The organism is Crystallibacter degradans, assembly GCF_012952295.1.
GTDB lineage: Bacteria > Actinomycetota > Actinomycetes > Actinomycetales > Micrococcaceae > Crystallibacter > Crystallibacter degradans.
This window is the reverse complement of the sequence record NZ_JABBCH010000004.1, coordinates 89,770-113,696: the sequence shown is the minus strand read 5'-3', so window position 1 is coordinate 113,696 and position 23,927 is coordinate 89,770. Positions and strand designations below refer to the sequence as shown.

Sequence of the window (23,927 nt, the reverse complement as noted above, 5' to 3'; positions counted from 1 at the left end):
CCGCGATCGGCTTCCACTGGCTGCGTCACGCAACCGGACAGTTCCGCACGGCCGCTAGATGACCGTGTCGTTGAGCACCGGGGCCCAGGCGCCTTATTTTGAATGGTATTTAATTGAACACTGAGAATTCCCTCGTGGACCAGAACAACCTGCTCCATGCGGAAAACAGCCTTGAAGAAATCGAAGTCGAGGCCAGCCTCGCTTCCGACGAGCGTCCGCACGAGATTCCGCAGCAGACCTTCGCCGACTTCAACGTCCGCGCCGACATCGTCCGCTCGCTCTTCGACGCCGGCATTACGCACCCTTTCCCGATTCAGTCCATGACCCTGCCCGTGGCACTCGACGGCCACGACATCATCGGCCAGGCGAAGACCGGCACCGGCAAGACCCTGGGCTTCGGCATTCCCGCGCTGCAGCGCGTCGTCGGTCCTGAAGACGACGGCTACGACAAACTGCCCGTCCCCGGCGCCCCGCAGGCTCTCGTCATCGTTCCGACCCGCGAGCTTGCCGTGCAGGTGGCCAAGGACCTCACCACCGCTTCGCGCTACCGCAACGCGCGCATCGCCACCATCTATGGCGGCCGTGCCTACGAGCCGCAGACCGAGATGCTGGCCAAGGGCGTCGAAGTGGTGGTCGGAACGCCGGGCCGTTTGATCGACCTGCACCGGCAGAAGCACCTGAACCTGAAGAACGTGCGCATCGTGATCCTCGACGAGGCGGATGAAATGCTGGACCTGGGCTTCTTGCCCGATGTCGAAACGCTGATCGCCGCCACCCCTGCCATCCGGCAGACCATGCTCTTCTCCGCTACCATGCCCGGCCCCGTTGTCGCCATGGCGCGCCGCTACATGACGCAGCCGACGCACATCCGCGCCGCGGACCCGGACGACGAGGGCATCACCAAGAAGGATATCCGCCAGGTCATCTACCGTGCGCACAACTTGGACAAGACCGAGGTTGTCTCCCGGATCCTGCAGTCCCGAGGCCGTGGCCGTACCATCATTTTCACGAAGACCAAGCGCACCGCCGCCAAGGTCTCCGAAGAGCTGATTGACCGCGGGTTCGCCGCCGGTGCCATCCACGGCGACCTGGGCCAGGGTGCCCGCGAACAGGCGCTGCGTGCCTTCCGCAGCGACAAGGTAGACGTGCTCGTTGCCACTGATGTCGCTGCCCGCGGTATCGACGTCGACGACGTTACCCACGTGATCAACTACCAGTGCCCGGAAGACGAGAAGACCTACTTGCACCGCGTGGGCCGCACCGGCCGTGCCGGCAACAAGGGCACCGCGGTCACGTTCGTGGACTGGGACGATGTTCCCCGCTGGGGGCTCATCAACAAGGCCCTGGGCCTGGACCAGCCGGAGCCGGTGGAAACCTACTCCTCTTCTCCGCACCTGTTCACGGATCTGGACATTCCCGAGGGAACCAAGGGCCGCCTGCCCCGTAACCAGCGCAAGCTCGCGGGCATCGGCGCCGAAGAGCTTGAAGACCTCGGCGAAACCGGCAAGAAGCACGGCGGACGTGATTCCGGCCGCCAGGGCGGCCGTGGCTCCGAACGCGGTGGCAGCCGCGGCCGCGGCGAAGGCCGTTCCGAAGGCGGATCCCGCGCGACCGAACCTTCCGACGCGAGCCGCCGGCGCCGTCGTCGTTCTTCGGGGACCGAGGAAACTGCCGGCCGTACGGCCACCGAGCGGCCGGCCCAGGCCGAGAACACCACCAAGACCGAGGGTGAAAGCGTCCGTCCGCGCCGCAGCCGCAGCCGTACCCGGCGGCGCAACGGCGAAGTGGTCAACGCGCCGGATGCCGCCGGCGCCGGTAACGCGGAATAACCGGCAGTACCGGACGAGAAACGGATATCTCTTCAGTTATGACGGAGGCTGTCTCCGGGCACGGGCCCGGTTCTTTGTGGTCGCCGGACGGCAGCAATCTGGTGGTGCACGCGGACAACGCGGACTTCCTGCCGACACTGCCGGACGGCGCCTTCACGCTCATCTACGTCGACCCGCCGTTTAACACCGGCCGATCCCAGCGGCGGCAGCAGCTGTCCATGGTCCGCAGCGCCGACGGCGAGGGCGACCGGGTGGGATTCCAAGGCCGCTCCTACCAGACCATCAAGGGCATGCTCTCCAGCTACGATGATGCGTTCGATGACTACTGGTCCTTCCTTGAGCCCAGGCTGGCCGAGGCATGGCGGCTGCTCGCCGACGACGGCACGCTGTATCTGCACCTGGACTACCGCGAGGTGCACTACGCCAAGGTGCTGCTGGATGCCCTTTTCGGCCGAGAGTCCTTCCTGAACGAAATCATCTGGGCCTACGATTACGGCGGCCGCGCGAAAAACCGCTGGCCGGCCAAGCACGACAACATCCTGGTCTACGTGAAGAACCCTCGCACCTACCACTTCGACAATGCCGAAGTGGACCGCGAGCCTTATATGGCCCCGGGCCTGGTCACCGCGGAGAAGGCTGCCCGAGGCAAACTTCCCACCGACGTCTGGTGGCATACCATCGTCTCGCCCACAGGCAAAGAAAAGACCGGCTACCCCACGCAGAAGCCCGAGGGCCTGCTCCGGCGCGTTGTCGCCGCCAGCAGCCGCAAGGACGACTGGGTGCTGGACTTCTTTGCCGGTTCGGGCACCCTCGGCGCCGTGGCAGGACAGCTGGGACGGCGCTTTGTCTGCGTGGACCAGAACCCGCAGGCCATCGAGGTCATGGACAAGCGGCTCTCGCCCCAGGCCTCTGTAGTGCGGTTCGAGACAGCACCTGCGCCTTAGGATCTAAACACCCACCAAGCCTGCGCGCTGCGGGCATATCAAAGGCGGCCGGACAGTTTCGAACTGTCCGGCCGCCTTTGTTGGCAGCGGGTCGCTAAATGATGGAGCGGCCCTCTCTACGGGCCTCGACCCAGTCACGGAGGAATCCCTTGCAGATCATGAACAGGGTTCCGCCGACGATCACCGGCCACATCAGTACGTAAATCGTCAAAAGCATGGTGCTATCCATTGGTGTCTCCTTTACTTCCCGGTGCCGCTTGCAGCGGTGCCGGCAGCGGTAGCGTCGAGCTCCGGATCCGTCTCGGAATCCGTGTCGTAATCGCCGATGCGCTGCTTGATCAGGTCGAAGTCGAAGTCCTGCCTGCTGCGCACCGACATGGCGAAGCAGATCACGGTACTGACGGCGTAGGCCACCAGCGAACCGGTCAGGACCGTGTAATCATGCAGGAAGCCAATGGCGAACGGTGCCGCAACCAGCGCGCCAAGGGCGCCGATGATCCTGGCCGCCTTGAGCCCGAAGAACCCGAAGGACATCAGACCAAGCACAACGCCGATGCCCACCACGGAGACCACGTCGAAGACGATGCCCGTAGCGCCATCCATCGGGAACCACTCGAAGCGGACCGGGATGAAGACGGCCAGTGCAGCCAGCACCGAAACGGTGAACGCCTTGTTGGTGACCTTGCCCCAGTAGAAGCTGGCGATCACCGGGAAGACCAGCGCGCCCCAGAGTGCGCCAACGAAGACCAGCAGGTCGAGGATGTTCATCTGTCCGCTGGCGAAATACAGTGCAGCGGCGGTGGCAACGATCATGGTGATACGCCCGACCATCAGCATGGTCTTCGGATTGGCTTTGCCCTTGGCGATGTTCTGGCCGTAGACGTCCGCCATCATGATCGAGGACAGCGCGGCCAGATCAGAGTCGGCCGTCGAAGACAGAGCGCCGATGATCATGATCAGGAAGACACCCAGCAGGATCGGCCCCAGGTAGGTGGAGGCCATCTGCGGAATCAGGTTGTTGGTGTCGCCGCCGGACGGTGAAATGCCCAGGTACAGCGCCATGACGCCGAGCATGCCGATACCGATGATGGTGGCACCGTAGCCGATCGTCGCGGTGACGAAGGTCTTCTTGATTAGATCCTCACGCACTGCGAAGAGCCGCTGGGCGATGGTCTGGTTGCCGATGGCGTAGGCCAGCACGGCGGCGATGTACGGCGCACCCTGGTTCAGGAATGCATCCGAGGAGAAGAAGTTGGATTGCTGCGGTGTCAGATTCGCCGCACCCTGGGCGAACATGTCGGGACCGCCGGCGGAGAAGAAGACCACCGGAATAATTACGACGACGGCGCCCAGCATGGCGACGACCTGGGCAAAGTCCGTCATCACGGAAGCCCGGAAGCCGGACCACAGCGTGTAGAGCAGTACGCCGGCGGCAATCACGATGATGCCTTGGGAGAAGCTGAACGGTGACAGCAGCGCAATCAGAGCACCGCCGGCGATGAAGTTCGAGGTGAGGCTGATGAGGCTCCCGACGACGTTCGAACCGGCCAGCATGAGCTGGCTGGAACGACCGTGTCGGGCGTGCATAACCTCAGCGAGCGTATGGGCTTTGGGCGCTACCTTGCGGATGCGCTTGCCGAAGGGGTAGATGAACAGAATCATCAGTGCACCCCAAAGACCGTAGTGGATCGGTCCCGAAATACCGTAGGTGTAGCCAGAGGTTGCCGAGGCGTACATGGAGGACGCCCAGATCCAGGTCGCCGTCATGCTGGCCGCGGAAATACCGAAGCCGACTTTGTTGCCTGCGGTCATGTAACCGTCTGCGTTTTCCTTCTTTTTCCCGATGAGTGTGGACATCAGGAGTGTGCCACCGTAAAACAGCACCAGCAGCAGGATTACTGTCCAACCGCTCAGTTGATAGAACTCCGCCTCAGGCGTCATTCGTTTCCTCTCCTCATGACAGGCTCACCGGGCACCTGCCAGATTCAACGCGCGCCGGCCGTCACGGCTCTATTTCCACGTATCGTCCGGCGGTTCCTCGTCAAAAGGCCGCGGACATCTGAATCCGGTGATGGATTCGAGGCGCGCACTCCCGTCCGGCACGACGCCGGACCCAAAACAAGCTGCATTCGCTGCAGCATACAAAAAGCGGCCGGAATCCCTCCGCGCCGCCAAGGCAGTGGCTGTTCTTCAGCCGACCACGGGATTATTCATGCTTCCTACCTGTGCATTTCCGGCTCAAAGACATCGGAACGTTGCTACAAGCAAGCATCGTGCTTTCACGATATTAGCACCGTTGCGGTTGTTATCCGCTGTTTGTGTCGCGCTGCGGGAGGTAGGCGGCACTTCCCGTGCCCAATTCGAGGATCCTTTCCAGCACCTGGACAGAGGTCGTATTCTCCCCCAGCCGGTTGGGTTTTCCCGTCCCGTGGTAGTCGCTGGATCCGGTAACCAGCAGCCCGTTTTCGGCGGCGAACCGCCGGAGCCACGCCTTGCCGTCCTCCGGATTATCCCGGTGGTCAACCTCCACGCCGTCGAGCCCGGCGTCGATCATTTCGTGGAAGACTTCCTCGTCGACAACCCTGCCGCGGCTGGAGGCCACGGGATGGGCGAAGACGGCCACGCCGCCCGCCTGCTTAATCAATTCGACGGCGTGCGCGGGTTCCGGCGCGTAGTGCGTGATGTAATACCGCGACCGGGACGTCAGAATGTGGGCGAATGCCTCGCTGCGGTCGGAGACTATACCCGCCGCCACCAAAGCATCAGCGATATGCGGACGCCCCACCGTTGCACCGTGGGCGGTATGGGCGTTGACGTCCGCCCATGAGATCGGATAGTCCTCCGCCAGCAGCTCGACCATCCGTTCCGCCCTTGTCAGCCGTGCGTCCCGGGCCTTGCCGATTTCCGCCAACAGCCCGGGGTGGGCCGGGTCGTGCAGGTAGGCCAGGACGTGCACGCTGATCCCCTGCACGGAGTGGCAGGTCACTTCCATGCCGGGCACCAGCCCGATGCCGCATTCACGCGCAGCCGCGAAAGCGGGCTCCCAGCCCGCCGTCGAGTCGTGGTCGGTCAGCGCGACTACGTCCAGACCTGCGGCAGCAGCCGAACGTACGACGTCGGCGGGCGGCTGCGTGCCGTCCGAGACTGTGGAGTGTGCGTGCAGATCGATTCTCACGCCACCAATCTACCGCGCACCGGCACCGGAATGCTGTGCTGGAACGTTTGGCAGGGCTTCGCGCCGGTGAGACGATGGTTCGGTGAGTACAGACGTCAATAACAGCGCCCCCCTGCAGGCTTCCGAAGGGCAGCCGCTCGAAGAGCGCGGAAACAACCGATCGCAGCGCCCGGAATCCGATGCTTTCAAGGACTTCATGGGCAGCAAGTGGGCACCGAGAACCGCCCAGGCCCGCGCCAAAGCCGAGGTGGCAGCGCATGCCGCGCGCCGCCGTCGCGCCATTTCGGAGAAGTTCCGCGGCGAGCGGTTGGTCATCCCCGCCGGTCCGCTCAAGGTCCGCTCCAACGACACGGACTACCGGTTCCGCCCGCATTCCGGCTTCGCCCATCTGACCGGTCTCGGGCTGGACCATGAGCCCGAAGCCGTCCTGGTTCTGGAACCGACGGCAGAAGGCACGGGCGACGACGGCGGCCACCACCATGCCACGCTCTATTTCCGCCCGCTGTCGGGCCGGGATACGCCGGAGTTCTACGCCAACGCACGCTACGGTGAATTCTGGATCGGCCCACGGCCCACCCTGCCCGAGCTCAACCAACTGCTGGACCTGGATACCGCGGACCTGAGTGAGCTCGAGGTAGCCATCACCAAGGGCGCCGGAGTGGTCAGCGTCGGCGGCATGCGTATCCGTTTGCTGCGCGAAGTGGACATGAACGTGGACGCGCTCGTTGATACTTCCCGCATCAATACGGGTGTGGATCTGGAAGAGTCCGACAAGCTTGACGCCTTGCTGGCCGAAGCCCTGTCCGAACTGCGCCTGCTCAAGGACGAGTGGGAAATCGAAGAAATCAAAAAGGCCGTAGCCGCAACCATCAATGGCTTCCATGAGGTGGTCAAGGTCCTGCCGCGCGCGATCACCCATGACCGGGGCGAGCGCGTGGTCGAAGGTGCGTTCTTCGCCCGCGCCCGTGAAGAGGGCAACGACCTCGGCTACGACACGATTGCCGCCGCTGGAAACAATGCAACGATCCTCCACTGGATCCGCAACAACGGCCGGGTCAACGCCGGCGATCTGCTGCTGCTCGATGCCGGGGTCGAGGCCGACTCCCTTTATACCGCGGACGTAACCCGCACCCTTCCGGTCAACGGCAGCTTCACTGAGATCCAGCGCAAAATCTACCAGGCTGTGCTGGACGCGGCGGACGCCGGTTTCGCCGCTGCCCAGCCCGGCGCGAAGTTCCGCGATGTGCACACGGCTGCCGTGACGGTACTGGCCGAGCGGCTGGACGAGTGGGGTGTGCTGCCCGTTCCATTGGAAGAGGCTCTCTCGGAACACGGCCAGCATCACCGGCGCTGGATGCCGCACGGAACCAGCCACCACCTGGGTCTGGACGTCCACGACTGCGCGCAGGCCAAGCGCGAGCTGTACCTGGACGGCATCCTCACGGAAGGCATGGTCTTCACCATCGAACCGGGCCTCTACTTCAAGAACGAAGACCTGGCGGTCCCGGAGGAATACCGCGGCATCGGTATCCGGATCGAGGATGACATCCTGATGACCGCCGCTGGCCCGGTAAACCTCAGCGCAGCGCTGCCGCGCAAGCCGGACGAGGTCGAGTCCTGGATGGCCGGCATCTACAGCCCCACCGGGGAATAGCCGGGTCGCGCTGGGCAGGCCTTCCGCCGGCCCGGCGCCGCAGGACCAGACGCAGAGACAGTAAGGGACGGATCCGATGCGGATCCGTCCCTTACTGTTTGGTTTTCGCTGAAGGAAGCCGGCAGCCTTACTGGCGCGGCTGCTCCGCGGGACCCTCGGGATTCTGGTCCTGGTTCCGTTCGTCTGGATTGCGGGAAGGATCAACGCGGTCATCGGGCTGGCCCGGCTCCTGCTCCGGCGTGACCCGGACGCCGTACTGGGGACGGCCGTCCGGCAGATCCGGGAAACGCCCCCGCACCGGCGGACCCGTTGGCTCGCCGCCGTTTTCCTCACCAGCACCTGCTGAGGGCTGGCTGTTTGGCTGCGGCGGGATGCCCGGCTGGCCGGGCTGGTTCTGGCCGGGCTGCTGGTAGGGATCGCCCCACTGCGCCGGACGGTCCGGCATCGGCTGCTGTTGTTGCTGCTGCTGCTGCCCGCGGCCCGGCCCCTGTGCACCAGGGTGGAAGGCATGACCGGGCATCGGCAGCTGTGAGGCCAGCCGGCGAGCCTCATGCGCCACCTCGGTGGCAACGACGACGTCGTAGCTGGTAGCAACCGTCTGCTGGGTCGAAGTGAAGTCCCGCTTGCCGCGCGTAAACGCATAGCTGACCACGCCGAACAGGATCCAGAACGCGGCGCCCATGGCCATCGAGGAGAGCACCAGCATGTAGCTGCCGCCACCGCCGAACAGCATCAGCAGGAGCCCGACGAACAGGCCGAACCATGCACCCGTTGCCGCCCCGGAGAGAGCCACCTTCGGATAGCTCAGCCGGCCAGTGACGCGTTCCACGGACTTGAGGTCATTGCCTACAATGGACACGTGCTGGACGGGGAACTCCTGGTCCGCCAGGTAGTCCACTACTTTCTGCGCGTCCAGGTAGGTCCGGTAGTTGCCGAGCAGCTCGCCTTGCGGAAGCCCTGGTTTCAGGTCACGTGATTCGGTACGGCCAAGCATTGACATACCCTCATTGTCTCCCACATTGTCCCGACAGTGTGCCCGGTATCGCTTCAGGTGAACGTTTGTGCCCTTTGGGGCGCCCCGGTGCGGCTTGGACGGCGCATACCACGTAGCCTAATGGTGTGAGCACAAATCCAACCAGAGTCTTCGTTGCACGCCTGCTCGGCCTGGACGTTTTCGACCCTTTGGGCGACCGTCTGGGTCGGCTGCGTGATGCTGTTGCGCTTGACCGCGGCGGGGCCAAACCGCCCCAGGTCGTCGGCATTGTCGTAGAGGTGCCCGGCAAGAAACGCGTCTTTGTGCCCATGACCAGGATTACCTCGATCAACGCCAGCCAGATCATCTGTACCGGATTGGTCAACCTACGCCGGTTCGAACAGCGCGGCGCCGAAATGCTGATGGTCGCGGAGATGTTCGACCGCCGGGTCACTCTAGCGGACGGCAGCGGCGACGCCACCATCGAAGACATCGCGATGGAAAAGTCCCGCAACGGCGACTGGTACGTCTCCCAGCTGTTTGTCCGGCGCGGCCATTCCACATCCCCGCTACGCAGCCTGCGCCGCAATGAGACGCTCATCATTGACTGGAACGAGGCCCAGCAGGGCGCCGGGAACGAGCCGCAGGCCGCAACGGCGTTCGTGGCCAGTCACGAGGACCTCAAAGCAGCGGACTTTGCCGAAGCCCTGCACGAGATGACAGGCAAACGCCGGATCGAGGTAGCCAGCGAGTTGCAGGACCAGCGGCTCGCGGCGGTGCTCCAGGAACTTCCGGACGATGACCAGGTCCAGATCCTGTCCTCGCTGGATATTGAACGAGCCGCGGATGTCCTGGAAGAAATGGACCCCGACGACGCCGCGGACCTGTTGGCGGAACTGCCCGAAGAGCAGAAAGAAGAACTGCTCCAGCGCATGGAGCCTGAGGAAGCCAAAGACGTCCGACGGCTGATGGAGTATGAGGAGAACACTGCCGGCTCCATCATGACCCCGGTTCCCGTCATCCTGCCTCCGGAAGCTACAGTGGCCCAGGCCTTGGCCCACGTACGCCGCGAGGAACTGACTCCTGCGTTGGCATCGGCCATTTTCGTCTGCCGGCCGCCGCTGGAAACACCCACGGGCCGCTATCTCGGCGTCGTGCATATCCAGCAGCTGCTGCGCTACCCGCCGCCGGAGGCATTGGGCAATATCGTGGATACGGATCTTGACCCAGTATCGGATCAGGCGGACGTCAGCGAGGTGGCGCGGATGCTGGCCACCTACAATCTGAACTCGCTCGCGGTGGTGAACGAGGACGACAGGCTCGTTGGCGCGGTTACGGTGGATGATGTGCTCGACCATCTGCTCCCCGACGACTGGAGGGCGCAGGATGATGATGTATCGCTGAGCCGGAAGGTGGGCCGCAATGGCTGAGAAGAAGAATACCGCCGGTGCGCTGGACATCCCCCGCGAGGCGCGCGCCCGTCTGCTTCCGCGCTTGCGGCCCAACCCGGATGCCTTCGGCAGCGCCACCGAGAATTTCGCCCGGTTCATGGGAACCCCGCAGTTTCTGGTCTGGATGTCGGTCTTCTGCCTGATCTGGCTCGGCTGGAATACGTGGGGGCCTCCGTCGCTGCGCTTCGACAGCGCGGCGCTGGGTTTTACCGCGCTGACCCTGATGCTTTCCTTGCAGGCGTCCTACGCGGCACCGTTGCTGCTGCTGGCCCAGAACCGTCAGGACGACCGGGACAAGGTCTCGCTCCAGCAGGACCGCCAGCGGGCCGAGCGGAACCTTTCCGATACGGAGTATCTGACGCGCGAACTGGCCTCGCTGCGCATCGCGCTGCAGGAAGTGGCCACCCGAGACTTCGTCCGCAGCGAGCTCCGAAGCGTCCTCGAGGAACTCCTCGAGACCGACGACGGCGAAGAGCGTCCCGTCCGCAGGGGCAAGAAGAAGGTCTCGGACGCGACTGCTGCCTTGCCCAGAATTTCCGCTCGTCCTCAGAAACAATCCGAAAGCTAGGCCGTGACACCCCATCATCCCCAACCCGACAGGCAGTCCGTCCAACGGGCCCTGGAAAAAGTCATCGACCCGGAACTGCGCCGGCCGATCACCGAACTGGGCATGCTAAAGGGTTTTTCCATTGACGACGGCGGCGCTGTCACCGTAGAGGTGTTGCTCACCATCGCCGGGTGCCCCCTTCGCGACACCATTACCGGCGATGTTGAGAAGTCGCTGGCAGCCGTACCCGGAATCAGCGCGGTTTCGGTGGTACTGGACGTGATGACGCAGGAACAGCGCACGGCCTTGAAGAAACGGCTCAAGGGCCCCGGCGCGGAGCGCGGCATTCCCTTCAACGATCCGTCCTCGCTGACCAGGGTCTACGCCGTGGCCAGCGGCAAGGGCGGCGTGGGTAAATCCAGCGTCACCGTGAATCTCGCGTGTGCCATGGCGGCCCAGGGGTTGCGCGTGGGGATCATCGATGCGGACGTTTACGGTTTCTCCATCCCCGGGCTGATGGGTATCACCGGCGCCCCCACGCGTGTGGACGAAATGATCCTGCCGCCGGTGGCCTACGGCGTCAAAACCATCTCTATCGGCATGTTCGTCTCGGGAAACCAGCCGGTGGCGTGGCGCGGACCGATGCTCCACCGCGCACTGGAGCAGTTCCTGACCGATGTCTATTTCGGCGACCTTGACGCGCTCTTCCTGGACTTGCCGCCCGGCACCGGGGACATCGCCATCTCCGTATCGCAACTGCTGCCCGAGTCCCGGATACTCGTGGTCACGACGCCGCAGAGCGCTGCGGCCGATGTCGCCGAACGGGCCGGGTCCATCGCGGCGCAAACGGGCCAGCAGATCGCGGGCGTCATCGAGAACATGTCGTGGCTTGAGCTGGAGGACGGCAGCCGGGTGGAAGTTTTCGGCGCCGGAGGCGGCCAGGTCGTGGCCGAGCGGTTGAGCAGCACCCTGGAGAAAGATATTCAGCTGCTGGGCAGTGTCCCCTTGGATCCGCGGCTTCGCGAGGGCGGCGACCGCGGCGAACCCATCGTCCTTGCGGGCGGCCCGGCAGGGTCTTCACCGGCAGCCAAGGCTTTGCGGGGCATCGCCGCGGAGCTGGCATCCCGTCCACGCGGCCTCGCCGGCCGTCCGCTGGGTGTCAGTCCGGCCTAGGTGGCCTCGACGTCGAAAGGTGCAGCCTGACCCGGCTCGAGCCGCTCGATCCGTTTGGTCCCGGGGCCTGCTCCTGGACGCGCTGCTGCCGCAGAGGTTCCGGCCGTTTTCGTTGCCGTAGCGGCACCGGCCACACCGGCGGCTCCGGCCGCCAGGGCAGGAGCTGACTTCGTTGTGCTGCGCTGCTGGCCAAAATCGTCGTCTTCATCGTCGTCCAGCAGAGCTTCCTTGATGATCCGGCGCGGGTCATATTGACGTGGATCCAGCTTGCGCCAGTCCATATCAACGATTTCGTCGCCGACTTCTTCGCGGAGCTGGTCTTTGGCTCCGGCAGCCATCCTGCGCAGCTGCTTAACGAGCCGGCCCAGCTGGGCAGCATATTCGGGCAAACGCTCAGGACCGAGCACCATCACGGCAATTACCGCGAGAATGACCAATTCCGATCCGTTAATTCCGAGCACGTTTGAAGATTACCTGTTCCTGCCCTGTAACGGCCAACTTTGGCAATGGCTCATCGCTCACCCGCAGGCTCAATCAACTTGCCCAGCCCACGGATAATCCGGCTGAACGGATCGTCCGCTGGTTCTTCTTCCGGAAGCATCAGCCGTGACTTCTCCGTCACGATGATCTGGTTGACTGTCTCCGGCAGGGCCGACAGCGGGATGTCGGCCCACACCGTGTAGGTCACATTCTCCGAGTCCAGCACTACGGTCCAGTCATTGGCCGCGTACACCCACATCTCCCGGTCCATGCCATCCACCGGATGGAACCCGTCGGCTGCCACCGTGTTTCCTGTCACCGCATTCACTGCGGCCTCGGCGCGGGTGGCATCAGGTTCCTCGTTCCTGATCCGCTCCGTGCCGCGACGTTGTTCCGTAACGACAACGGTCCCGGTCGCTTCATTCGCCAGCTCTATCCGGACGGCCGGTGCACCGGCAATCTCGATTTTTCGGGCGGAGACGAACTCATAACCCATGCCGACAAGCTGCGGGCAGTTCCACCCGTCGCCACGCAGTTCGGCAAGGCCTTCGCGGTCCAGTTCCTCGACGCTGCCGGCGAGGTTGGACTGCAGCTCCTGCGTTCCCTGCCAGTCCGCGCCGGAGGAACCGGCACCGCCGGCAACGGGACGGGAGTCTTCGCCACCGAGCACATAAGCTGTGCCGGCAGTCAGGGCCGCGAAGCCCGTCAAGACGCTGCACACCGTCAGCGCGGTACGCTGCCGCGTAGACCCGGCAGGTCCGCGCTCCGCGTCCGGCAGTGCGGGTGCCGGCGAGGCCGGTGCAGCATTAGCCGTACCCGTGGAGGCGGTTACGAAGGCATGGGAACTGCGGCTGAGGATTCTGCTGGCAAGATCGGGGCCGGGCGGCGGCACGTCGAGGGCACGCAGGCGCTCCTGGATGGCGCGGTGTTCCGCAACAGACTCACGGCATCGCGCGCAGCGCTGCAGGTGGCGTTCAAAACCCGGCCGGCGCTCGTCAGCAAGTTCGCCGTCCAGATACTCCGCCAAATCACGTTCGGGGTGGCGCATAGTGGATTCAGTGTGCTCCGGCCACGCGGGGTAGTTTCAGCCGCGCAGGCCGCTTGGCAGCCGGGTCGCGGTGTGCCAGCTTCTCACGCAGCATGGTCCGTCCGCGGTGAATGCGCGAACGGACGGTGCCCAGCTTGACGCCCAATGCCGCGGAGACCTCGTCGTAGGAAAGTCCCTCCAGGTCGCACAGTACAACCGCAGCCCGGAAGTCAGGCGGAAGATCTTCAAGCGCTGCCTGCACATCGACGTCGAGATTATTGAATTCGAAGCTGCGTTCCGGCCCTGGATCGCGGCCGGGAATACGTGCTTCGGCGTCTTCGGCGAGCCCGTCGAAACGGATCCTGCTCTTCCTCCGCGCCTGATCCAAAAAGAGGTTGGTAGTGATCCGGTGAAGCCAGCCGTCAAGCGTGCCCGGCTTGAAATTCTCGAGGGAGCGGAACACCCGGACGAAGACTTCCTGGGTGAGGTCTTCGGCGTCGTACTTATTGCCGGTGAGGCGGTAGGCGAGCCGATAGACCTTGGCCGAGTGGTTGGTAACTACTTCTTCCCAGGTCGGAGCAACCCACGGCGTCTCCGCCCCGGCAGCGGCCGGCTCTTCGGTGGCATCCTGCTGCAGTTTGGTCATAGCTACTCCCCTCGGCGGTTGCCCGTTCGCTTCAGCCCTTGGCTACGTTCGGGTCTGAGGTACGTCCCCCGGCAACCGTGAAACACAATTGGCCTACGGATGTCCATCCTCACTCAGCAAGCTGGGAGAATTCTGTTAGTAACCTGCACGAAGGCGCAACACTGGGGCGTCTCGCTCTCCCGCGCCACGGATACGCGGCAGTAGCAGTAGGCTGGGGCTGGAATATGAAGATTCTTCCGGAGAAAGTGATGGTTCATGAGCGCCGATAAGCAGACCAGCTGGTCCTACACGGAGGGACTACCCACCGAGGATGAGGTATTGCTCCGCGCACGTGAACGCTCCTACGAACTCGGCGTCGCCACAGTGAGTCCCGGTGTTGCCGCCGCCTTGACGGTTCTGGCCGCCGGTTCCAAAGCACACACCGTCGTCGAGATCGGTTCGGGCGCGGGCGTTTCGGGCGTCTGCCTGCTCCGTGGCCTGCCCGCCAACGCCGTCCTTACGACCATCGACTCCGATGTGGACCATTTGCGCGCCGCCCGCGAGGCCTATGCCGAGGCAGGAATTCCCAGCAACCGCACCCGGACGATTTCCGGCCGGGCGGCTGACGTGCTGCCGCGGCTGACCGACGGCGCCTACGACCTGGTCTTTGTGGATGCCGACAAGCCCTCCTACCCCCTCTATGTGGAGCGGGCCGTGCGGCTGCTCAAGAGCGGCGGAATGCTCATCATCAACGACGCGCTGGACAAGGACCGCGTCTCGGACCCGGCCATCCGGGAGGAAACCACCAACACCTTGCGGCAAGTGGGCAAGAGCATCCGGGAAAACGAGGACCTCATCTCGACCGTTCTGCCCACGGGTGACGGACTGTTGCTGGCCGTCAAACGCTGAGGCTAACCGCGGTAGCCGGCCAGGAATGACAGCAGCAGGCGCGCACCGTAGCCGGTTGCGCCCTTGGTGACCTCGGCTTCGTCGGCAGTGGACCGCGCCGGGCCGGCGATATCCAGATGGATCCACGGTGTCTGCCCGACAAACTCCCGAAGGAACAGCGCCGCCGTGATGGATCCGGCCTGCACCTTGGACTTCGGTGAAGATATATGGGACAGATCCGCCACCGTGGAATCCAGCGAGGACCGGTATTCCTCCGCAGCCTCCGCGAGGGGCATATGCCAGACCCGCTCCCCCGACAGCTCGGCTGCACGTTCGAATCCGCTGACCAAATCCTGTCGGGTTCCGTACAACGCTGCATGCCGCCGGCCGAGGCCCAGTGACGCGGCACCCGTCAGCGTTGCAATATCGATCAGCACGTCCGGGGCCAGTTCGTCACGGGCAAACGCGAGGGCATCGGCGAGGACCATGCGTCCTTCGGCGTCGGTATTTCCGATTTCAACGGTGGTGCCGTCATAGGTCCTGACGACGTCACCCGGACGATAAGAGGCGGCACCGATGGCATTCTCGGCCAGTGCCAGCAGGCCGGTGACACGATGCGGAATACCAAATTCGGCGGCGGCGTGCAGCACAGCCAGTACGACGCCGGCGCCCGCCATGTCCGTTTTCATCGGCACCATTGCTTCACGCGGCTTCAACGACACCCCGCCGGTGTCGAACGTGATGCCTTTTCCGACCAGGACAATATGCTGCGCATCCGGGGCGGCATCCGCCGGGGTGTAGGACAGCTGGACCAGACGGGATTCATGCTCAGACCCGCCGCCCACGGCAAGCAGGCCGCCAAATCCGCCAGCTGCCAGCTCCGCTTCATTCCAAAGGCGCACCTCGAGTCCGCTTTCGGCCGCGAGGCGTTCGGACTGGCGTGCCATCCACACCGGGTTCTTGACGTTGGAAGGCATGTTCGCCAGGTTGCGGGCCAGCCAGACGGCCTTGCCCGTGGCCACTGCCGCGGCCAAGGCGGTTTCGGACGCGCCGGTCAACTCCAGGCTGCGCGCCATCGGCTTCGGGGCAGGCGAGGTTCCGGCCCTCGGCGGCCGGTAACCGCCGAGCAGGAAACCCTCGACGAAGGCACGCTGTGCCAGCTCGTCCAGGCCGTCGACGACGCTGGCGCGCATGGTTTCCACGCCGAAAGTCGCCTTGGCCAGGGCCGCTCCGGCCTTGCGCAGGCTGGCCGGCGATTCGTCCCCGACACCAAGGAACAGCAGTCGTTGGGGCAGCCCGGATTCGCGGCGCGGCGCAGTGACCGCCAGGATTTCGGCGGCCTTGCCGGTCACCGAATTCGCCTCGGCCAGGACAGCTACGTCGACGTCGTACATGGCGGCCGCTTCCGCTGCGCCCTGCCGCGGCTGCGGCGTTCCCCGCTCCTCGGAATTTCCGCCCGAGACGCCGGAGGTGCCGATGGGAACTACCAGCACGCTGACACCAGTGCCCGGTTCCGGCACCACATGCCCCTTGTCCAGCGCGGGCCGGGCCACGATGGCGGAGGGCCGGGGTGCGACCAGCGCCTCTTCGAGCGTCCTGGTGGTCAGTTCGTCTGGTGTAGCTGCAGGGTGGCCCACTCGCTCAGGCCTTAGCTGGCGACACTGTCGGTGACACCGAGCAGGCAGTCCTTGAGATTGCCGGCCTCTTCGGCATTGAGTTCCAGTACCAAGCGACCGCCGCCGTCGATCGGAACCCGCAGAATGAGGCTGCGCCCCTCCTTGGTGACTTCCATGGGTCCGTCACCTGTACGCGGTTTCATCGCAGCCATTTGGTTTTCCCTTTCACCGTGGGCGGACAAGTTTGTGACTTGTTCGCCCGTCAACATGTCAGCACGGCAAGATTTGGCAGTCGGCCGTGCGTCATCCATTCACCATTATCGCGTACATCACAGGCCGGTGCTAATTACCGCGCCACGTATGAGGCTTCGTGTCGGAACGCTACGGCCGGTGTTACGGCGGGTAGTCTCCTCCACCGGGCAGTTCCGTCCAGGACCACAGCCAAGCCACCCAGACAATCTGTCCGGCGAGGAACATCACGCCCAGGCACACTCGGTAGGCCGTGCTGCGCGAGGCCATCGCGGCTACGAGGGCAAAAGGGAACAACGGCAGCAGCAGGCGGAACGTGCTGGTTTGTGGATGCAGGAACGCGAAAAGGTAGGCAGCATAGGCGGCACACCATAGCCGCAGTTCCATGCCGATTCTCCGCGCCGGCCCGCTGCTCAGGCACAACACTGCCGCTGCCATCAGGACCAGCGGAGCGAGTACGCCGCCTACGGGGCCGAACAGGTCCTTGCCCATATCGAACCAAGGCATGAACAGCACCAGGTCATCCCCGCGCCACGCGGTTTCCGTTGCCGTATACGCGTCCATTTCGCCCGTGATGGCCCAGGCGAGCGCAGGCCAGGTGAGCGCGCCGGCGCAACTGACGAGCGCCAGCGCTACGATGCGCAGAAATTCCGGCGTCTGAAGTTCGTCCTCTTGCCGGCGCCAAAGCCGCCACAGCAGATACGCCCCCATCATCGCCGCGAACGGGACACCTGTCGGCCGGGACAGGCACATCAACAGGACCACCGGGACCGCCAACAGATAACGCCGCGTGATGACCAGATACAGGCTGCCCGCCAGCAGCGCAAGGTTTAGTGATTCGGCATAGGGAACCTGCAGTATCGGCGATACCGGAAATACAGCCACGAACACCACGGCCCAAAGGGCAGTGCCGTGCCCGGCAAACAACCGGAACAGCTTATAGATAATCGCTGCCGCCACGAAACCGGCCAGCGTTGCGGCAACAGGGGCCAGGATCTCCCAGTCCAGACTCGTGACAGCATTCAACCCGCGGATGATTGCCGGAAACAACGCGTAGAACGCCCACGAATTTTCCTGCGCCTGCCCGTCCCCGGCGCGCGGGATCTCGGAAGGATACCCATCGCGGTAGATCTGTTCATACCAGGCGCTGTCCCAGACACCGATGAAGGACAGGTAGTCGGGATGGCCGCGGCCCCAGGGGCTGGGTCCTTGTTGGCGCGCGACCGCGAGGAAAACAAACAGCGAGTAGAGCCGGGCCAGTCCGTAAAGGACCACCACGTGGACCCACCAAGGCCAGGCCGCGACCCGCTCTTTCCAGAACGCCAGTTCGTCTCTGAGAAAGCTGCCGGCCCGGCCCTGGCGCGTCGGACTAATCATGAGGCCGGCGGAAGCGGAGTTCCGTCGTCGTTCTTCCAGTGTCTTTCTCTCCTGAGTTCGCTGATGAGTTCGTCCCTCGCAGCCAGCTCGCGTCGCAGCCTGTCCAGGACCTCGTCCACCTGGTCCATGCGGTAGCCGCGAAAGGCCACCGAGAACCGAAGCCGGTCGATGTCTGACGCAACCGGATGTTCGGGCAACAGCACTGCCGGCAGCCGCGGATCGGATTCACTCAGACCGTCCAGCGCCGGAACTTCTCCTCGTTCCCAGCCTTGGCCGGCCGCTGTCTTCGCGCGCCGGCTGACCCGTCCGGAGGCGACCAGGGCCACGGCACCTGCGGTGGCTATGGCGAGGAAGACCAGGAACAGACTCACGGGACCATCGTGCCAGATGCGGCCATCGCCTTACACGTCCACGATGCTGCCCGAGGGGCGGCCGCGGCTCTGCAAGAGCCCCGCCAGGATCCCGTCAACCGCATCCTCAGCGGTATCCACTACGCGCACCAGATCCAGGTCGACTTCCGCGATCATGCCTTCTCCCAGCAAGGTGCCGCGGACCCATTCCATCAGCGGATTCCAGAAAGCACTCCCCACCAGCACAATGGGAAACGACGTAACCTTCTGCGTCTGCACCAGCACCATGGCTTCGAACAACTCATCCATGGTGCCGAGACCCCCGGGCAACACGATGAAGCCCTGCGCGTACTTGACGAACATGGTCTTGCGCGCGAAGAAGTACCGGAAGTTGATCCCCAGATCCACCCAGTCGTTCAGGCCCTGCTCGAAGGGCAGCTCTATCCCCAGTCCCACGGACAGCCCGCCGGCTTCACTGGCACCCTTGTTCGCCGCTTCCATCGAACCAGGACCGCCCCCGGTGATGACAGCGAAACTCTTCTCCACCAGCCGTCGTCCGATCTGTTCGGCGATGTCGTAGTGCTTGGTTCCGGGACGCGTGCGGGCCGACCCGAAAACACTGACCGCAGGCCCCAGCTCCGCGAGGGTGCCGAAACCTTCCACAAACTCACTCTGGATCCGGAGCACCCGCCACGGGTCGGTGTGGGTGAAATCCGCTTTATCCCGCGTATCCAGCAGGTACTGGTCGGCCTGCGGAATATTCGCTTGGGAACGGCGCAACTCCACGGACCCCTTATGCCGCGAAGGCATCCGTGCCGCGATCTCGGACGGCAGCGGAATTTCATGCTGGTGGTTACTCATTCCCCAAGGCTACCTACCAAACCCGCGCCGCGAAGCGGTTTTAGCGACGTTTATCCAACCGATAGCCGAACCGGCCACATTAAACTTCAATCACGATTCGGCCATTCATTCCCCTAAATGCATCGCTTCGTGGGAATCTTTCGCTAGATTCAACTCATGACCCGTGACGCCCAACACAGTGAATCGACGCCGATGGCTTCCAGCAGTGCGGCTGCAGGCAGTTCTCCGCGCTCAAACCAACCTCTGGTCCTGCTCAAGGACGTCAACAAGCACTTCGGTCCGCTGCACGTGCTGCAAAACATCAATCTTGAAGTCACCAAAGGCGAAGTCGTCGTCGTTATTGGTCCCTCGGGTTCGGGCAAGTCCACGCTGTGCCGGGCCATCAACCGCTTGGAAACGATCGACGACGGCGAGATCCTGATTGACGGCAAGAAGCTTCCTGCCGAAGGCAAGGAACTGGCCAATCTGCGCGCCGACGTCGGCATGGTCTTCCAGTCCTTCAACCTGTTCGCGCACAAGTCCATCGTGGAAAACGTCACGCTTGGGCCGCTGAAGGTCAAGAAGATGAAGAACGGCGCGGCCAAGGAACTGGCGATGAGCCTGCTTAAGCGCGTCGGTGTGGCTAATCAGGCGGACAAGCTGCCGGCTCAGCTCTCCGGCGGCCAGCAGCAGCGCGTGGCAATTGCCCGCGCCCTGGCGATGAAGCCCAAGGTCATGCTGTTCGACGAGCCGACGTCCGCGCTGGACCCGGAAATGATCAACGAAGTGCTGGACACCATGGTCCAGCTCGCCAAGGAAGGCATGACCATGATCGTGGTGACCCACGAAATGGGCTTCGCGCGCAAGGCGGCGGACCGGGTGATCTTCATGGCTGACGGCCAGATCGTTGAACAGGCCACGCCGGAAGAATTCTTCACCAACCCCAAGAGCGACCGGGCCAAAGACTTCCTGGGCAAGATCCTCAACCACTGACCTCCCGACCGGAAATTTTATCCGAAGTAATCACTAGCAAGGAGAAAACATGCGCAAGACCCGCTTTGCAATGGCGGCAATGGGTGCCATTGCCGCACTGACACTGTCCGCCTGTGGCGGCGACGGCGGCAACGGGGGCGAAACTGCCGGCAGCGGAGAAGGCGAAACCCTCCGCGTCGGAATCAAGTACGACCAGCCGGGCCTGGGTTTCAAAGACGGCAACGAGTTCACCGGTTTCGACGTGGACGTTGCTAAGTACGTTGCCAACGAACTGGGCTACACCGAGGACCAGATCGAGTTCGTCGAGTCTCCTTCGGCCAACCGCGAGAACATGCTGGCCAACGGCCAGGTCGACATGATCTTCGCGACCTACTCCATTACGGATGAGCGCAAGGAAACCGTGGACTTCGCCGGGCCGTACTTCGTCGCCGGCCAGGACCTGCTGGTTCGCGCCGAAGACACCGAGATCCAGGGTCCGGATGACCTCAACGGCAAGAACCTGTGCTCCGTCACCGGCTCCACTTCGGCACAGCGCATCAAGGAGGAGCATGCCGAGGAAGTGAACCTCCTCGAACGCCCGGGCTACGCGGAATGCGTGACCGCTATGCAAAGCGGCCAGATCGACGCCGTGACCACCGACGACATCATCCTGGCCGGTCTGGCTGCCCAGGAGAACTTCGCCGGGCAGTTCAAGGTTGTCGGCAACCCGTTCTCCGAAGAGCGCTACGGCGTCGGCCTGCCCAAGGGCACGGATCTTTGTGCCGACATTAACGCAGCGATCAACAAGATGGTGGAAGAGGGCGCCTGGGAGGAAGCTCTCGCAGCCAACACCGAAGGCGTCGACTACAAGTTCAACGAGGAGCTGAACCCGCCGACGCCGGGCGATTCCTGCGCATAATTGCACATTCTGTGAGGCAGGCTATCCGGCCTGCCCCACAGTCACCCAAAGTCACTCCCATGAGAGGGGATGGACAGTTTGACAGAGTATTTCCAGAGCTATCTGACGGCGTTGGAGACCTATAACGTCGTCGGGGCGCTGTGGGTCAATATCCAACTCACGTTCTGGTCCGCCCTGTGCTCGCTGGTACTCGGTACCGTCCTGGCGCTGATGCGGATTTCGCCGGTGCCGAGCTTCCGCTGGGCCGGCACTGCGTACGTCAACATTTTCCGGAACACTCCGCTGACCATCATCATGGTCTTCTGCATCCTGGTGGCCATCTTCCAGCTCCAGTTGAACCTCTCCAGCGACTTCAACTTCAATTTCTTCCTGTGGGCCATCGTCGGCCTGTCGGTCTACCACGCCGCATTCGTCTGCGAATCCATCCGAAGCGGCGTCAACACCGTGCCCCTGGGCCAGGCCGAGGCGGCCCGCGCCATCGGCCTGAGTTTCCTGCCGGCAGCACGCCTGGTGATCCTGCCCCAAGCCTTCCGTGGGGCCGTTGCCCCGCTGGGCAACACGTTGATTGCGTTGACGAAGAACACCACCGTTGCAACGGTGGCGTCGGTACCCGAAGCAGCCGGTCTGATGAAGACCATGATCGAGTTCCGGCCGGACGTCATCATGGCCATCTTCGCCACCTTCGCACTTGGCTTCGTCATCATCGTCATACCCATCGGCCTCGTGACAACCTGGCTCTCCAACAAACTGGCGGTGGCACGATGAAAATCCAGCAAAGCGTCCTCTTCGATGCGCCCGGTCCGAAGGCCCAACGGCGCATCCTGGCCACCAATGTGCTGGGCATCATCCTTTTCCTCGGTGCCGCAGCCTTCGTGCTCAAAGGGCTGAATGACCAAGGCCAGCTTGAGTCGGAACTGTGGACACCGTTCCTGACTGCAGATGTGTGGCAGTTCACCATTCTTCCCGGGCTGATGAACACCTTCAAGGCAGCGGCCGCGGCCATTGTCACGTCCGTGCTGTTCGGCCTGCTCTTCGGCGTCGGGCGGCTCGCAGCAAACCGTGCGGTCCGCTGGATCTGCGGCATCATCGTCGAATTCTTTCGGGCAGTCCCTGTTCTGCTGATGATGATCTTCTTCTGGCTGCTGCTTGGCCGGCTCCAAATCGTAGAACCGGCGGATACTCCGTTCTTCGCCGTCGTGTTAGCGCTGACGCTGTACAACGGTTCAGTGATCGCCGAACTGGTGCGCTCCGGCGTCTACGGGCTGCCCAAGGGCCAGCGCGAGGCGGGCATGGCCATCGGCATGACGCGCGGACAGTCACTGCGGAGCATCGAGCTGCCGCAGGCGCTGGTAGCCATGCTGCCCTCGCTGATCAGCCAGTTCGTGGTCATCCTGAAGGACTCCGCGCTCGGCTCCATCATCACCTACTCCGAACTGCTGCGGGCCATGCAGATCTACGGCTCGGCCGGCCCCATCCTCCAGGCGCTGACCGTGGCCGCCGTACTGTTCATCATCATCAACTTTGCACTTTCGTGGGTGGCCCAGAAACTCTCCGGGCTGCTCAGCAGCCGCACCTCCGGAAAGACCCGGCCCGCCAGCGCGCCAACACTGGTAGCCAAAGTCTGACAACAGCTCCTTAACCACCCGGGGTTCCCGGCAGCATGGCTGCCGGGAACCCCGGGTCTTTTAACCTTCAGGCTAACTCGAGAGCCACCTGTCCAAGGCCCGGAAGCATTCGCGGATGGCTTCGGCCGGAACATGCTCATTGTCTGTGTGGGCAAGGAGCGCATCCCCGGGACCGAAATTAACGGCAGGAATACCCAGCGCGCTGAAACGGGCCACGTCGGTCCAGCCGTATTTAGGCTTCGGCTCCGCGCCGACAGCCGCAACAAAATCCGCGGCGGCCGGATGGTTCAGACCTGGGCGGGCGCCAGCTGCGGCATCGGTGCGGACAACTGCGAAGCCGTCCAGCAGGTTCCGGACGTAGGCCTCGGCATCGTCCGGGGTCTTATCCGGGGCGAAGCGGTAGTTGATTTCAACGACAGTGCTGTCCGGAATGACGTTTCCAGCCGTGCCGCCGTGGATCTTCACCGCATTCAAGCTCTCCCGGTACTCGAGGCCGTCCACCGTGACCGTGGCAGGCTCATGATCCCGCAGCCGGGTCAGGATCTCCGCCGCCGCATGAATGGCGTTCTGCCCCATCCAGGCGCGGGCCGAATGGGCTGCCTTGCCCACAGTGGTCACTTCGAACCGGCTGGTACCGTTACAGCCGCCCTCCACCGTGCCGTCCGTCGGCTCCAGCAGGATGGCGAAATCCCCCTGCAGCAACTCCGGATAGTGATCGACCAACCGGCCCAATCCGCTGAGCGAAGCTTCAACTTCTTCATGGTCATAAAAAACATAGGTGACATCCCGGGCCGGATCGACCAGGCGGGCGGCCAGTGCCAGCTGGACAGCGACGCCGCCCTTCATGTCCGTGGTGCCGCGGCCATAGAGGACCTCACCGTCCCAGCTGGACGGGACCGTTCCGCGGGATCCGGCCGTCAACGGCAGCGGGACAGTGTCCAAGTGGCCGGCCAGGATGACGCGCTCGTCGCGGCCCAGATCGGTCCGGGCAACAATGGCATCGCCGTCGCGTGTGACCTGAAGGTGCGGCAGTTCCCGCAGCGCCGCTTCTACGGCATCGGCCAGTTCCCGCTCGTTTCCGGAGACACTGTTAATATCAATAAGCGCTGCCGTGAGGTCGGCAACATCGGAGGTCAGATCCAGGGCAGTGGTGAAAGCAGTCACTCCCCTAGCGTAACGGTGTCAGGGGGCCAGTTCCCGTCGGTAGACTTGA

At 63.7% G+C, this 23,927-nt stretch carries 24 protein-coding genes; 11 read left to right on the top strand and 13 right to left on the bottom strand.

Going from position 1 to position 23,927, the window contains the following annotated elements; all coding sequences use genetic code 11:
- The first annotated feature begins 113 nt into the window (after positions 1-113).
- Entirely contained in the window at positions 114-1,829 is a 1,716-nt protein-coding gene (locus tag HGO92_RS09085; protein ID WP_205834323.1) for a DEAD/DEAH box helicase, read from the top strand.
- Between the two features lie 38 nt (positions 1,830-1,867).
- Positions 1,868-2,773, top strand: coding sequence for a DNA-methyltransferase (locus tag HGO92_RS09080; RefSeq protein WP_169993914.1), 906 nt, complete (start codon positions 1,868-1,870; stop codon positions 2,771-2,773).
- A gap of 94 nt (positions 2,774-2,867) precedes the next feature.
- Here the strand turns inward: HGO92_RS09080 and HGO92_RS23725 are convergent, their stop codons facing one another.
- The 3 genes from HGO92_RS23725 to HGO92_RS09070 all read right to left on the bottom strand — a co-directional run bounded on the left by HGO92_RS23725 (position 2,868) and on the right by HGO92_RS09070 (position 5,948).
- A complete protein-coding gene (locus HGO92_RS23725; protein ID WP_240974522.1) occupies positions 2,868-3,002 on the bottom strand; it encodes a putative transporter small subunit in 135 nt (44 codons plus the stop codon).
- Between the two features lie 11 nt (positions 3,003-3,013).
- Positions 3,014-4,714, bottom strand: coding sequence for a sodium:solute symporter family protein (locus HGO92_RS09075; RefSeq protein WP_169993912.1), 1,701 nt, complete (start codon positions 4,712-4,714; stop codon positions 3,014-3,016).
- Between the two features lie 364 nt (positions 4,715-5,078).
- Positions 5,079-5,948 (bottom strand): PHP domain-containing protein, encoded by an 870-nt coding sequence (locus tag HGO92_RS09070; protein ID WP_169993911.1) that lies wholly within the window; start codon positions 5,946-5,948, stop codon positions 5,079-5,081.
- A gap of 82 nt (positions 5,949-6,030) precedes the next feature.
- On the opposite strand from HGO92_RS09070, the gene HGO92_RS09065 reads away from it, so the two are divergent.
- Entirely contained in the window at positions 6,031-7,602 is a 1,572-nt protein-coding gene (locus tag HGO92_RS09065; protein WP_169993909.1) for an aminopeptidase P N-terminal domain-containing protein, read from the top strand.
- A 127-nt stretch (positions 7,603-7,729) separates the two neighbouring features.
- Here HGO92_RS09065 and HGO92_RS09060 read toward each other — a convergent pair whose 3' ends face one another.
- Positions 7,730-8,602 (bottom strand): YflT domain-containing protein, encoded by an 873-nt coding sequence (locus tag HGO92_RS09060; protein ID WP_169993907.1) that lies wholly within the window; start codon positions 8,600-8,602, stop codon positions 7,730-7,732.
- Positions 8,603-8,721: 119 nt separating this feature from the next.
- Between HGO92_RS09060 and HGO92_RS09055 the strand changes: the two genes are divergently transcribed.
- The 3 genes from HGO92_RS09055 to HGO92_RS09045 are packed head-to-tail and all read left to right on the top strand — an operon-like array spanning position 8,722 to position 11,746.
- Positions 8,722-10,005: a magnesium transporter MgtE N-terminal domain-containing protein gene (locus HGO92_RS09055; RefSeq protein ID WP_169993904.1), complete on the top strand. Its 1,284-nt coding sequence runs from the start codon at positions 8,722-8,724 to the stop codon at positions 10,003-10,005.
- A complete protein-coding gene (locus HGO92_RS09050; protein WP_169993901.1) occupies positions 9,998-10,594 on the top strand; it encodes a DUF1003 domain-containing protein in 597 nt (198 codons plus the stop codon). The genes HGO92_RS09055 and HGO92_RS09050 overlap by 8 nt, the downstream gene beginning before the upstream one ends.
- 3 nt (positions 10,595-10,597) lie before the next feature.
- A complete protein-coding gene (locus HGO92_RS09045) occupies positions 10,598-11,746 on the top strand; it encodes an Mrp/NBP35 family ATP-binding protein (RefSeq protein ID WP_346768898.1) in 1,149 nt (382 codons plus the stop codon).
- On the opposite strand, the gene HGO92_RS09040 is transcribed toward HGO92_RS09045, so the two are convergent.
- Genes HGO92_RS09040 through sigE form a run of 3 tightly spaced genes read right to left on the bottom strand, consistent with a single transcriptional unit; the run spans position 11,743 to position 13,899 of the window.
- Positions 11,743-12,207, bottom strand: a complete 465-nt coding sequence (locus tag HGO92_RS09040; RefSeq protein ID WP_169993898.1) for a twin-arginine translocase TatA/TatE family subunit — start codon at positions 12,205-12,207, stop codon at positions 11,743-11,745. The two genes, HGO92_RS09045 and HGO92_RS09040, sit on opposite strands and share 4 nt — an antisense overlap.
- Before the next feature lie 50 nt (positions 12,208-12,257).
- The gene (locus HGO92_RS23460; protein ID WP_205834322.1) at positions 12,258-13,274 is read right to left on the bottom strand and encodes a zf-HC2 domain-containing protein; all 1,017 of its coding nucleotides are present in this window, start codon (positions 13,272-13,274) and stop codon (positions 12,258-12,260) included.
- A gap of 7 nt (positions 13,275-13,281) precedes the next feature.
- On the bottom strand, positions 13,282-13,899 hold the full coding sequence (gene sigE, locus HGO92_RS09030) for an RNA polymerase sigma factor SigE (RefSeq protein WP_169993895.1): 618 nt from the start codon (positions 13,897-13,899) through the stop codon (positions 13,282-13,284).
- Between the two features lie 255 nt (positions 13,900-14,154).
- Between sigE and HGO92_RS09025 the strand changes: the two genes are divergently transcribed.
- Positions 14,155-14,787, top strand: coding sequence for an O-methyltransferase (locus HGO92_RS09025; protein ID WP_169993892.1), 633 nt, complete (start codon positions 14,155-14,157; stop codon positions 14,785-14,787).
- A 2-nt stretch (positions 14,788-14,789) separates the two neighbouring features.
- Here HGO92_RS09025 and HGO92_RS09020 read toward each other — a convergent pair whose 3' ends face one another.
- The 5 genes from HGO92_RS09020 to HGO92_RS09000 all read right to left on the bottom strand — a co-directional run bounded on the left by HGO92_RS09020 (position 14,790) and on the right by HGO92_RS09000 (position 19,219).
- The gene (locus HGO92_RS09020) at positions 14,790-16,403 is read right to left on the bottom strand and encodes a M17 family peptidase N-terminal domain-containing protein (protein WP_169993890.1); all 1,614 of its coding nucleotides are present in this window, start codon (positions 16,401-16,403) and stop codon (positions 14,790-14,792) included.
- Between the two features lie 11 nt (positions 16,404-16,414).
- Entirely contained in the window at positions 16,415-16,594 is a 180-nt protein-coding gene (locus tag HGO92_RS09015; RefSeq protein ID WP_074703315.1) for a DUF3117 domain-containing protein, read from the bottom strand.
- A 181-nt stretch (positions 16,595-16,775) separates the two neighbouring features.
- Complete coding sequence (locus tag HGO92_RS09010) at positions 16,776-18,008, bottom strand: putative hexosyltransferase (protein ID WP_169993887.1); 1,233 nt, start codon at positions 18,006-18,008, stop codon at positions 16,776-16,778.
- On the bottom strand, positions 18,005-18,379 hold the full coding sequence (locus HGO92_RS09005; protein ID WP_169993884.1) for a DivIVA domain-containing protein: 375 nt from the start codon (positions 18,377-18,379) through the stop codon (positions 18,005-18,007). Before HGO92_RS09005 ends, HGO92_RS09010 begins: the two co-directional genes overlap by 4 nt.
- A 30-nt stretch (positions 18,380-18,409) precedes the next feature.
- Complete coding sequence (locus HGO92_RS09000) at positions 18,410-19,219, bottom strand: LOG family protein (RefSeq protein WP_205834321.1); 810 nt, start codon at positions 19,217-19,219, stop codon at positions 18,410-18,412.
- 192 nt (positions 19,220-19,411) lie between these two features.
- Here HGO92_RS09000 and HGO92_RS08995 point away from each other — a divergent pair, with 192 nt between their 5' ends.
- The 4 genes from HGO92_RS08995 to HGO92_RS08980 all read left to right on the top strand — a co-directional run bounded on the left by HGO92_RS08995 (position 19,412) and on the right by HGO92_RS08980 (position 22,714).
- Entirely contained in the window at positions 19,412-20,191 is a 780-nt protein-coding gene (locus tag HGO92_RS08995; RefSeq protein ID WP_440915772.1) for an amino acid ABC transporter ATP-binding protein, read from the top strand.
- 49 nt (positions 20,192-20,240) lie between these two features.
- Positions 20,241-21,089: a glutamate ABC transporter substrate-binding protein gene (locus HGO92_RS08990; RefSeq protein ID WP_169993881.1), complete on the top strand. Its 849-nt coding sequence runs from the start codon at positions 20,241-20,243 to the stop codon at positions 21,087-21,089.
- Between the two features lie 69 nt (positions 21,090-21,158).
- On the top strand, positions 21,159-21,854 hold the full coding sequence (locus HGO92_RS08985; RefSeq protein WP_169993879.1) for an amino acid ABC transporter permease: 696 nt from the start codon (positions 21,159-21,161) through the stop codon (positions 21,852-21,854).
- Positions 21,851-22,714 (top strand): amino acid ABC transporter permease, encoded by an 864-nt coding sequence (locus HGO92_RS08980; protein ID WP_169993877.1) that lies wholly within the window; start codon positions 21,851-21,853, stop codon positions 22,712-22,714. The genes HGO92_RS08985 and HGO92_RS08980 overlap by 4 nt, the downstream gene beginning before the upstream one ends.
- 72 nt (positions 22,715-22,786) lie before the next feature.
- Here HGO92_RS08980 and dapE read toward each other — a convergent pair whose 3' ends face one another.
- Positions 22,787-23,878: a succinyl-diaminopimelate desuccinylase gene (gene dapE / locus HGO92_RS08975; RefSeq protein ID WP_169993875.1), complete on the bottom strand. Its 1,092-nt coding sequence runs from the start codon at positions 23,876-23,878 to the stop codon at positions 22,787-22,789.
- Positions 23,879-23,927 lie beyond the last annotated feature (49 nt).

Excerpts from the sequence above, each read along its gene's own strand:
- HGO92_RS09080 (WP_169993914.1), top strand. The coding sequence starts at position 1,868 with ATGACGGAGGCTGTCTCCGGGCACGGGCCCGGTTCTTTGTGGTCGCCG.
- HGO92_RS23725 (WP_240974522.1), bottom strand. The coding sequence starts at position 3,002 with ATGGATAGCACCATGCTTTTGACGATTTACGTACTGATGTGGCCGGTG.
- HGO92_RS09075 (WP_169993912.1), bottom strand. The coding sequence starts at position 4,714 with ATGACGCCTGAGGCGGAGTTCTATCAACTGAGCGGTTGGACAGTAATC.
- HGO92_RS09060 (WP_169993907.1), bottom strand. The coding sequence starts at position 8,602 with ATGTCAATGCTTGGCCGTACCGAATCACGTGACCTGAAACCAGGGCTT.
- HGO92_RS09050 (WP_169993901.1), top strand. The coding sequence starts at position 9,998 with ATGGCTGAGAAGAAGAATACCGCCGGTGCGCTGGACATCCCCCGCGAG.
- HGO92_RS23460 (WP_205834322.1), bottom strand. The coding sequence starts at position 13,274 with ATGCGCCACCCCGAACGTGATTTGGCGGAGTATCTGGACGGCGAACTT.
- sigE (WP_169993895.1), bottom strand. The coding sequence starts at position 13,899 with ATGACCAAACTGCAGCAGGATGCCACCGAAGAGCCGGCCGCTGCCGGG.
- HGO92_RS09025 (WP_169993892.1), top strand. The coding sequence starts at position 14,155 with ATGAGCGCCGATAAGCAGACCAGCTGGTCCTACACGGAGGGACTACCC.
- HGO92_RS09015 (WP_074703315.1), bottom strand. The coding sequence starts at position 16,594 with ATGGCTGCGATGAAACCGCGTACAGGTGACGGACCCATGGAAGTCACC.
- HGO92_RS09010 (WP_169993887.1), bottom strand. The coding sequence starts at position 18,008 with ATGATTAGTCCGACGCGCCAGGGCCGGGCCGGCAGCTTTCTCAGAGAC.
- HGO92_RS09000 (WP_205834321.1), bottom strand. The coding sequence starts at position 19,219 with ATGAGTAACCACCAGCATGAAATTCCGCTGCCGTCCGAGATCGCGGCA.
- HGO92_RS08995 (WP_440915772.1), top strand. The coding sequence starts at position 19,412 with ATGGCTTCCAGCAGTGCGGCTGCAGGCAGTTCTCCGCGCTCAAACCAA.
- HGO92_RS08990 (WP_169993881.1), top strand. The coding sequence starts at position 20,241 with ATGCGCAAGACCCGCTTTGCAATGGCGGCAATGGGTGCCATTGCCGCA.
- HGO92_RS08985 (WP_169993879.1), top strand. The coding sequence starts at position 21,159 with ATGGACAGTTTGACAGAGTATTTCCAGAGCTATCTGACGGCGTTGGAG.
- HGO92_RS08980 (WP_169993877.1), top strand. The coding sequence starts at position 21,851 with ATGAAAATCCAGCAAAGCGTCCTCTTCGATGCGCCCGGTCCGAAGGCC.